We start from the raw sequence: 8,455 nt of genomic DNA on the forward strand, positions 1-8,455 counted from the left end.
GTCCGCGTTCGTCACCGGCGCCACAGGCCTTCTCGGTAACAACCTTGTGCGTGAGCTGGTCGCACGCGGTGTCTCCGTCAAGGCCCTCGCCCGCTCGGAGACCAAAGGTATGCAACAGTTCGCGGGACTGAAAGGCGTTGAATTGGTGCTAGGCGACATGGCGGATGTACCCGCTTTCTCCAGAGCACTGCAAGGATGTGACGTGGTGTTCCACACCGCCGCCTTCTTTCGAGACAACTTCAAGGGCGGCAGCCACTGGAAAGAGCTMAAACGCATCAATGTGGATGGCACGCAGAAGCTTATCGAGCGGGCATACGACGCCGGCATCCGGCGCTTCGTTCAGACCTCATCCATCGCGGTGCTGAATGGCGAGCCGGGCATGCCCATCGACGAGACCTGCCTGCGTGACCTGGCAGATGCTGACGACAACTATTACCGAAGCAAGATACTGGCCGATCAAGTCGTATCGGCCTTTCTTGAAACGCATCCGGACATGCATGCGAGCTTTGTCTTGCCTGGGTGGATGTGGGGGCCTGCCGATATCGGCCCTACTTCGTCAGGACAATTTGTCAACGATGTAGTGCTTGGAAAATTGCCTGGGTTGCTGCCAGGGAGCTTCTCGGTTGTCGATGCTCGTGATGTAGCGAGGGCGCAGATTTCAGCTGCAGAGCGCGGCCAGCGCGGCGAACGCTATCTGGCTGCTGGCCGCCACATGACGATGCAGGAATTGGTTCCCTTGGTGGGGAAGATCGCGGGCATCAAGACGCCGACAAGCAACTTGCCTTTCCCACTTCTGTATTTCCTGGCGGCAGCACAGGAGCTCTACGCGAAGATCAGCGGCAAACCCATCTTGCTCAGCTTGGCGACGGTGAGGCTGATGCGCAAGGAGGCGGGACGCAGTCATTTCATTCACACGAAGAGCGAGCAGAAACTTCACCTGAAATTTCGCCCAGTCGAGCAAACCGTTGCCGATACGGTCGCTTGGTATCGCCACAATGGCTGGCTACCCAGTGCGTCGCCCCAATAACGCCAGGTAGACCTCTTCATCGCCCTGGTTCTGGGAGGGAGTTCCCGAACCCCAAAAAGGAAAGACTATGACGGACAAATTGATCTTGAAACTCTTGACGCTTCTTGGAGCCGTCCTTCTTGTTGCGGTTGTGCCGCGCGAATCCGCCGCGCAGGGCATCCCCTCAGTCAGGGCCGCGGACAGCATGGCCGAGTTCTGCAGGAAAGGACAGGCTGAGTACCCGGGAGGCATCGCTCGCATGCATCCTTCGTTCAAGTTCAATATCTGTTGGTGGCTCGAGGATGCTGGCATAGAGCCAAGCACATTCGATGACGTCGTTGGAACTCTGCCGGAACATGTGGGACCGTTGGAGCCGACCTGGCAAGCGACTTTTAGCAAGGCCGCTCAGATGCATCTGGAACAAGCTCACGTGGCCGAGGAGCGGGGCGACAATGCGTCCGCATCGGCCGCTTACAAACAGGCCGCTTTCTATCTGCGGATGAATCGGCTACCCAAGCAGATCCCCGCTGCAGATCTGCAGGCGACCGAACGAGCCTACGCGGTCCTGGGAAGACCGCTCCAGCGAATCAAATTCAAGGCCGGCGAAAAAGAATTCGTTGGCTACTTCCGTGCACTGTCGACGCCAAGCGGCAGCAATGAGAAGCCGCCGGTGCTGGTCATTCTCGGCGGCCTCGACAACCTGAAGACGGAGATGATCCGGCACAGCGACTACTTCATGGGTCGCGGGTTTGCAACTCTCATCGTGGAAAATCCAGACACCGGGGAGAATCAATTGGGATTCCGTCCGGAGTCCTCTGCGATGCTTGACACGGTTGCGGACTACATCAAGACTCGCAGCGACCTGGACACAAGCCGAGTGGCCGTGTACGGCTGGAGCATGGGGGGCTATTTGGGAACACTTGGCGGGCTGCGAAACGACTTCTACCAAGCGATTGTCAATATAGGTGGCCCCAGCGATGCGAGCTTCGGACAAGTGCATTGCGAGAAAGCGCCTGCATGGATCGTCGCTCCCTACACTGTATTTGCCAACATGAATCCGCTGACGACACCTCGTCAGACGATGTGCGAATACTACGAAGCGTTCCAACTCTCACGTCAATTGAAGATGCCAACCGCGGCGCAGTTGCGCAAACCCATTCTCATGGTGAACGGCGCCCGCGAAGATCTCGTTTCCAGAGATGAGCCTACAGCTCTTGCCGCTCTTGGCTTCAATGTGACGCAACTGGTCTTTGGGGATGATGGCCACACAGCCGAATCGAACATGCGAGAGCACTTCGAGTTCACCGCGAACTGGCTCATGCGACGGCTAAAGATCGGCAATTGATTTGGCCGCTGACAATAAATCGATTAATTCGCCTCCCTGCGCAATGGGACAGAGAAAATATCCCGATGCGCCGCTGTCGTTTTCAGAAGCGACTGCACCAATTGTCTGGGGATTGCGCCCGGTGTGCATACGGCTTCTGATAGCCGAATATCAGTAGTTGTCAGCACCAATCTCGACTATGCTCAATACTCTTATGCACCAAAGCGAGGTTTGGGCATGGCGGCAGACGCACTACCGATTGCCGCGCAGGGTGTGGCCACCCTGTCCGGCGAGGCACGGGAACAGGCCCGGCATCGGACGGAAATCATCGGGCCCCTGGCGGCGCTTGAGGCAGTTGGGCATGGTGCCGCCATTGACACCACAACCGCCGCCGGCAAGCTGGTCTTCGGCATTTTCGCGGCACTGGCCGAATTCGAGCGCAGACTGGTCACCGAGCGCACGATTGCCGGCTTGGCCTCGGCGCGCGCGGCCGGAACGGCGGCCGACCGTTCAAGATGGCCGCCGCCAAGTTGCGCCTGGCGGTGGCCGCCATGGGGCAGCCGGAGACCAAGGTTGGCGATCTGTGCGAAGAACTCGGCGTCACGCGCCAAACCCTGTACCAGCACATTTCACCCAAGGGGGACTTGCGCCGATAGTTATTCCCGCGCATTACGAAGGGCCAGAACATATCCGGCTCATGCATTTACTTCGCCGCCCGGTGATTCGCATCACATTTGGAACTCCCATCTCAATTCCACTGGACGCATCTGCCGATAAAAAGGCAGCATTAATACTGTGGGGGCAAATAGAAAATGCCATGAACGCCTTAGGGAAACGCTGATTAAATCAGTGCGCGAGTCATCGCGGCATTGAGGAGGTGCATTTTCATAGGCATACCATGATACACCGACTTCATTGATCAGCGTTTCCCAACTTGGGGGATGTCTTTCTTGGGCTAGAATGTGCGTCGCGTTTAGGGCGTATTCGCTTCAGGGATGCACAAGGCCATACCTGGGACGGTGAAGGTGAGCTACCAGACTGGCTGCGACGCGCGGTGAACGCGGGCCAAACCATCGAGCATTTTCGTGCTGCCTGCTAGCTCAGAGGATCGATGAGTCGCGTATGGCGCCCTCCAAATGCAGATACACAGTAGAGACATAATGTTCGAGACGGCATCATGCCCCTAGGGCTGCAATTATCGCTGATGTGAACAACGCTGTCCGCTAGCGCTGCGATCCTTCGTCTGGCGACCGTTCGAGATACCGCAAATCTTGCGCTCAATCCTCGCATGCTGAGCGATATTCCAGCCTGCTAAGAGACAGCTGGTCATTGTTGTGCTGGCGCGAATACGTACGAAACGTCTACTGGCCGCGCATGCCCGAGTAAGGAAAACTCAATGTGTTGGATCATCGACGCCCACTGCCTTCCTGGTTCTGGAACGGGCGCACGCATATGCGCTGCCTGGCTCTGGCTATCGGACAATCGCTAAGCGACGCCTACGCCCACCACATCCAGCGCCTGATGGTGATCGGCAACTTCGCCTTGATGGCAGGACTAGACCCGCAAGCGGTGCATCGCTGGTACCTGGGCGTCTACATCGACGCGTTCGAATGCGTCGAGCTGCCGAATACGCTCGGCATGAGCCAGTACGCTGATGGCGGACGGATCACCACCAAGCCGTATATTTCTGGCGCCGCCTACATCGATCGCATGGGCGACTATTGCAAGGCCTGCCACTACGACAAGCGTGCCCGCACCGGCGTCAATGCCTGCCCCTACAACGCACTCYACTGTCAATTCCTCGATCGCCACCGGAGGCGTCTCGGCACACTGCCGCGCCTGGCCATGGCCTACCGCCAGTGGGACCGCTTCAGCACAGAAGCACGTGCCGCAGTGCGGGAGCACGCTGAACTCGCGCTGCAGCAACGGGATTCGCTATGAAGCGAGCGCATCCTCCCCGTACGCCTGACAGCAGGATTCGTCGCCAATCCGCCCCGCTTCCCAGCATTACCGGGTCTGCGGACGACGCGTTGCCGAGCGCCGCCMCGCTGCCGTCAGCCCTGGAGCCGCTACGCGAGGCAGCCCGCGCGCTGCCCCGTGCCGCTGGCGTCTACCTGTTCCATGGCGAGCGGAGCGGACTGCCGCTTTATATCGGCAAGAGCGTCGATCTCGCGCACGCGTGCTGTCGCATCTGCGCAATGCCCGGGATACGCGCATGCTGCGGCAACTGCGTCGTATCGACCATGAGCGCACCGGGGACGAGATCGGGGCCCCTCCTGCTGGAAGCGCGGCTCATCAAGGAGCAGTTGCCTCTATTCAACCAGCGCCTGCGCCGTCGGCAGCAGCTTTGTTCGCTGCGCCTCGTCGATGGCGTGCCAGAGGTGGTTTACGCGAGCCGCATCGACTTCGCCTGCGAACCCGACTCGTATGGCCTATTTTCCGGCCGCCACCCAGCACTGGATCACCTGCGGGAGCTTGCAGACGCCCAGCGCTTGTGCCTCCATCTTCTGGGCCTGGAGCCGCTCGTCGTTCGGGCCCGCAGGGAACTGCTGCGCAGCGCTTCCTCGTCACCGGCGGCAGCGGCTTTATCGGGCGCGCATTGGTATCTCGCCTGCTGATGGGAGGCCACGCCGTCACCGTGTTGTCGCGTCAACCCGCCGGCGCGGCGATTGCCTGCGGGCGCGCGTCTTACGGCCAGCCTGCAGGCGCTGCCGGCGGACGCCGTCTTCGACGTGGTGATCAACCTGGCCCCCATCCTGGGCCCGCGCTGGACGACCGGCCGCAAGCGCGTGCTGGAAGACAGCCGCATCGGCCTGACACAGCAACTGGTGGTCTGGCTGGCGACAAGGCAGCACCGCCCTCGGCTGATGGTGAGTGCCTCGGCAATCGGCTACTATGGCGCCGCCGCGCCGGGTCGTCTCGACGAGGCCAGCGCGCCGGGCAGCGACTACGCTGCGCGGCTGTGCCAGCAGTGGGAAGTGGCGGCGCGTGCGGCCTGCGCGCTAGGCATCGACACCGTCTGCGTGAGGCTCGGCATTGTTCTGGGCCACGGCGGCGCATTGCCGGCCATGCGTCGGGCCTTGCAGGTAGGACTGGGGGCGGTGATCGGGAACGGGACACAGTTGCAGAGTTGGGTGCACATCGCCGACGTGCTCGGTGCACTCGAGTAGATCGCGTGCCGCCATGATGGTCGGGGCGGCGAGGCATTGGTCTATAACGTGACCGCACCCGGCGCCTGCAGCCAGGCCGAGTTCGTGCGGACGGCAGCACGCGTCCTGCGACGGCCGGTCCTCCTACGCCTGCCCGCCGCGTTGTTCCGTCTGGTGCTTGGCGAGCAATCGGCCTTGTTGCTAGGCGACACGGAGGTCCTCCCAACACGTCTGTTGCAGGACGGCTACCAGTTCCGATTTTGCGAATTGCGAAACGCGCTTACATCTCTTTGGCAATAGAAAGACACCCCCTTCCCCTTGCCCGACCTCCTCTTCCCGCAGCGCTCGAATGGTGAGCGCGGCGCCCACACGTTTCATCGGTTTTGCAGCTAGCCCGGGCTCGCTACGTTAGCGACGGCAGTGAGATCGACTGATTCGGAACCGATATGTTCGTGAATTTCGRCCTCGTTGAATAGGCAATGAACGGTACAAGCCGATATGAGGAGAGCTCATGAATACCCCGTTGGAACAAGTCAGATGCCAGCGGCCCCGCCGACGACACCTATCTAGGGCCTGTCGCGAGTTGCCAAAGGTGGCTTCGACATCACGTCACCAATGCGCGAGTCCGCTTCTACGATTGCCGCCTTTCGGGTCGATCGTTGCCACGAACGTGTCGATGACGGAGATCGGCCCAGAAGCGGGCGGTGACTTTGATGACCTTTGGGACGTTCGAGCAACCGGAAGCTCTCGCAGCATCAGCCCCTGGCTTCCTGCAAGTCAGATGCCCTGGATAAGACTAGACACTCCAGAAACCATCTGGACGCACCCAAACAAAGCTACCACGATGGCCGACATGCACGAAAAGCTGTGCATCAATGAGATTGGTATCGCTTTCCGTACTATGGCGGTCACAGTGCACAAGCACAACCACCAGACGGCAGAGCCGGCAAACACCCCTCCGACCATAAGCGATACCGCGGGCCATCCAAGGCCATCGTGCGAGTCCGACAGCGGCCCCAGCGCCGCAAAGATCCCGATGAACGACAGAATGGTCATGGGATTGGACAGCGTAAGGCCAAACGTAGTTATGAAATCGCGAGCGACAGTTGTGCGCAGTGCTCCTTGGGAAACGGTAGAAGCAGCAGGCACTTCGCGAGCGATTCCCCAGGCCAGCCAAACAAGAAACACGCCACCGCCCATTTTCAGGGCCACGCTCAGCATCGGCAGCGCCGCTGCCAAGCCAGCGATACCGAGCGCGCCGAGCAACCCGTAGATGCCATCCGCGCTTGCTGCGCCGATTCCTGTTGCAAAGCCGGAGCGAAAACCACGGGATAGGCTGCGCTGGATGCACAACATACCGATGGGGCCAACCGGCGCGGCTATGCAAAAACCCATCACCATTGACTTAACGAACAACATGGCCTTCTCCGACGAACTGCGTTGATGTTGAGAAGCATCGTAGGCAGTTTACGATCGTGCAAAAAGCCAGTTTTTAAGAGAGAATGGTGCTTCTGCCTTAAAAACTACGGCATGATGGACGAACTGGATTGGAAGGTGCTTTCCTTGCTACAGCATCACGGACGCGTGACCTATACCGAACTGGGCCGCCAGGTCCATCTATCGGTGCCGGCGATAACGGAGCGCGTCAAGCGATTGGAAGAAGCCGGGGTCATCGAAGGCTACTCAGCACGGATCAACCCCGTCGCGGCGGGCTATGCGGTGAGTGCGCTGATCGGCATTACTGTGCCGCAACCTGCAAAAGCAAAGTTCCTCAAGTTGCTTGGCACGATCCCCGAAGTGCTCGAATGCCACCACGTAACCGGGGCGGACTCCTATGTCATGCGATTGGTGGCGGTGAGCCTGGCCGATCTGGAACGGCTGATTGAACGTATCAACTTATACGGCGAAACTCGCACGTCAATCGTGATGTCGACCCCACTAGTTGCACGGGGTCTGCAACAGCCGCCCGCTAAGCCGCGAAACTGAATGACGCGTTTACTTGGAAGCCGCCGCTTGAGCGGAAATGAGTTGATTGGCTGCAACGGGTCTAGGTTGTCCCGTATGGAGCGCCGATGTACCCGCAAAGCTGCCTTCGAAGGCGAAGCCGCACTTTGCCAGGCAGCCTACGCGTACATCTGCTTAGGTGAGAAGCTGCCAGAATCGATTCATTATTCGTCGACACCCAGGACTGATCGATGGACGCCCGTCCGGCGAGTTCGCCCACTAAATGTGCCCAGCGGCGCGAAAAAGGGGAGCCAAACACCTTGAGGCGCGCACCGTAGACTGCATCACACGCTTGAACTGGCCCCTTGATCTGGAACCAAGTATCAAACATCCCCTCCGGCGTGTTCAGCAAATCAACGCGTATTGCAAAACCTCTGTACTCTGTCGTGCGTTGCATGCTCATCTCCTCTAGTCGTTTTGACATCCTTTGCAAGATCAAGCCAAAAATCGAAAATGACATCGTAGATAGTTGGAGGCCAGGAAATCACACCCACCTGAAGGCATCGGCTTATACACAACTAGGTCGGCAGTTGCCCGATCCTGCGCCAACTGCCGTCGGTCAATGAGACAGAGCTTGGCTTGTAAACTTTGGTCTGCTCGCGTTTACTCTCGCATTTTGCGTGAACGCCTTGGCCCTGCAAGCACCGTGCTGGACGGAAACCGAATTTGCCGACCTTGACCTTGGCGACGCGCGCTTGAACCCAGCTTCGCGCCCTCGGGCGGCGCGCGGTCATGGGTCGAGCGAATCAGCCAATCCGCCGGCGTGCCCAACTCCTGCGCCCGCGCCATCAGCGCGATCATGTCGGCTTCACGATCTGCGACATACACCAGTCGCGTATGCGGCAGGCCCGACGCTGGCATTGGCTACGCAGCAGGCAAATTCCCGTTATTTGTACGCCGCGCGATGCGGAGCACCTTCGTCAACGCGGCCTAAACGTAAGTCCGCTAGAGAATCATCATGAACTGCAGCCA

General features: G+C 59.5%; 8 protein-coding genes and 4 pseudogenes. 10 read left to right on the plus strand and 2 right to left on the minus strand.

Annotated elements, in window-relative coordinates; genetic code table 11:
• The 9 genes and pseudogenes from AC1DS3_RS31135 to AC1DS3_RS31175 all read left to right on the plus strand — a co-directional run.
• The coding region (locus AC1DS3_RS31135; protein WP_477128648.1) for an SDR family oxidoreductase at positions 1–1,027 on the plus strand (1,027 nt) is incomplete at its 5' end.
• 67 nt (positions 1,028–1,094) lie between these two features.
• The gene (locus AC1DS3_RS31140; RefSeq protein WP_477109490.1) at positions 1,095–2,351 is read left to right on the plus strand and encodes an alpha/beta hydrolase family protein; all 1,257 of its coding nucleotides are present in this window, start codon (positions 1,095–1,097) and stop codon (positions 2,349–2,351) included.
• A 216-nt stretch (positions 2,352–2,567) separates the two neighbouring features.
• Positions 2,568–2,768: pseudogene (locus tag AC1DS3_RS31145) on the plus strand (hypothetical protein); the annotation flags it as partial.
• 77 nt (positions 2,769–2,845) lie between these two features.
• Complete coding sequence (locus AC1DS3_RS31150) at positions 2,846–2,986, plus strand: hypothetical protein (protein ID WP_441639711.1); 141 nt, start codon at positions 2,846–2,848, stop codon at positions 2,984–2,986.
• A gap of 329 nt (positions 2,987–3,315) precedes the next feature.
• Positions 3,316–3,429 (plus strand): annotated as a pseudogene (locus AC1DS3_RS31155) (H-NS family nucleoid-associated regulatory protein); the annotation flags it as partial.
• A gap of 230 nt (positions 3,430–3,659) precedes the next feature.
• A pseudogene (locus AC1DS3_RS31160) lies at positions 3,660–4,271 on the plus strand (cryptochrome/photolyase family protein); the annotation flags it as partial.
• A gap of 89 nt (positions 4,272–4,360) precedes the next feature.
• Positions 4,361–4,948 carry a hypothetical protein gene (locus AC1DS3_RS31165; RefSeq protein WP_477128649.1) on the plus strand — a complete coding sequence of 196 codons (588 nt, stop codon included), beginning with the start codon at positions 4,361–4,363 and terminating at the stop codon, positions 4,946–4,948.
• Positions 4,949–4,999: 51 nt separating this feature from the next.
• Positions 5,000–5,500 (plus strand): NAD-dependent epimerase/dehydratase family protein, encoded by a 501-nt coding sequence (locus AC1DS3_RS31170; protein ID WP_441639692.1) that lies wholly within the window; start codon positions 5,000–5,002, stop codon positions 5,498–5,500.
• Between the two features lie 84 nt (positions 5,501–5,584).
• Complete coding sequence (locus tag AC1DS3_RS31175) at positions 5,585–5,779, plus strand: DUF1731 domain-containing protein (RefSeq protein ID WP_477128650.1); 195 nt, start codon at positions 5,585–5,587, stop codon at positions 5,777–5,779.
• Between the two features lie 477 nt (positions 5,780–6,256).
• Here AC1DS3_RS31175 and AC1DS3_RS31180 read toward each other — a convergent pair whose 3' ends face one another.
• Complete coding sequence (locus AC1DS3_RS31180) at positions 6,257–6,898, minus strand: LysE family translocator (protein WP_441639691.1); 642 nt, start codon at positions 6,896–6,898, stop codon at positions 6,257–6,259.
• A 114-nt stretch (positions 6,899–7,012) separates the two neighbouring features.
• Here AC1DS3_RS31180 and AC1DS3_RS31185 point away from each other — a divergent pair, with 114 nt between their 5' ends.
• A complete protein-coding gene (locus tag AC1DS3_RS31185) occupies positions 7,013–7,465 on the plus strand; it encodes an Lrp/AsnC family transcriptional regulator (RefSeq protein WP_441639706.1) in 453 nt (150 codons plus the stop codon).
• A 714-nt stretch (positions 7,466–8,179) separates the two neighbouring features.
• On the opposite strand, the pseudogene AC1DS3_RS31190 reads toward AC1DS3_RS31185, so the two are convergent.
• Positions 8,180–8,338 (minus strand): annotated as a pseudogene (locus tag AC1DS3_RS31190) (IS4 family transposase); the annotation flags it as partial.
• Positions 8,339–8,455: the final 117 nt, after the last annotated feature.

Source organism: Cupriavidus sp. 01L46 (assembly GCF_056399905.1).

Coding starts and splice junctions, on each gene's coding strand:
- AC1DS3_RS31180 (WP_441639691.1), bottom strand. CDS start 6,898: ATGTTGTTCGTTAAGTCAATGGTGATGGGTTTTTGCATAGCCGCGCCG.
- AC1DS3_RS31140 (WP_477109490.1), top strand. CDS start 1,095: ATGACGGACAAATTGATCTTGAAACTCTTGACGCTTCTTGGAGCCGTC.
- AC1DS3_RS31150 (WP_441639711.1), top strand. CDS start 2,846: ATGGCCGCCGCCAAGTTGCGCCTGGCGGTGGCCGCCATGGGGCAGCCG.
- AC1DS3_RS31185 (WP_441639706.1), top strand. CDS start 7,013: ATGGACGAACTGGATTGGAAGGTGCTTTCCTTGCTACAGCATCACGGA.